The organism is Citrobacter sp. Cpo103, assembly GCF_030332605.1.
Taxonomy (GTDB): Bacteria; Pseudomonadota; Gammaproteobacteria; order Enterobacterales; family Enterobacteriaceae; genus Citrobacter; species Citrobacter portucalensis.
Window position 1 is genome coordinate 1 of record NZ_JAOWHO010000004.1, and the last position, 804, is coordinate 804.

The following is an 804-nucleotide window of genomic DNA, read 5'->3' on the forward strand; positions in this document are numbered from 1 at the left end:
TGACCATGCCGCCGTGGTGCTACCAGGGAATACGACGGGCACGAATAGACGCGATGAAAGTCCCCATTTCGATCGTTATTATTCTGGCTATTCTGCTGCTGATAGTGGGTTTGTATAAAGAAGATTGGGTCCTTAGTGAAGGATTACTGCAAGTGATAATGATCTTTTTGGTTACGGGAACCTTTCTGTATATCCTGCCCGCAATATGGACGATCTGGCGACGACATCCTTTCCCGAAAGAACAGCTGACGGAAGAGATATTGACTGTTGCTGGCTGGGATAATGTGACCAATATTGACCTTCTGAAACACGACAAGAAAAAGATAAAAGAATTTAAGAAGCAAGGGCGATCTATTCGATTACTTAAATCAGGATGGTGGTTTTATTACTACTAGCTGGAATTAAAAGATTAAATACTATGACAGAAGATGATGAACTGTTTGCCGATATGCCCCGTGCCTATATCCGGGGTCTGGAGAAGGGTAAGGGGTATATTGAAGAAAACTATCTCCGGGAGCGCAGGGAATGGATAAAATTAAGACAAACCATTGCGCACTATGAATCGGAAGGCAAGAAGGAGTATAAAAAACGGCTGGCGGAACTGTATCGTGAAGAAAAGCAGCTGGCAAAAGCGCTGGCCGATATGCCACCGGACCCGGTACTGCCCCCGCCAGCCCCGCTGATAAAGGTCAGTGGTGTGGTGACAAACTACCACCAGCGCTGCCTGACGCACTATTTTGACACCAAAGCCTATCCGCAGACGTGGGAATATTTCAGTAGACTGGATGAGAACATGGCGTCTGC

2 pseudogenes are annotated in these 804 nt (G+C 46.5%); both read left to right on the forward strand.

Annotation, left to right across the window (positions count from 1 at the left end):
* Window positions 1–395: pseudogene (locus tag OGX89_RS00015) on the forward strand (putative type VI secretion system effector); the annotation flags it as partial.
* A gap of 23 nt (window positions 396–418) precedes the next feature.
* A pseudogene (locus tag OGX89_RS00020) lies at window positions 419–804 on the forward strand (putative type VI secretion system effector); the annotation flags it as partial.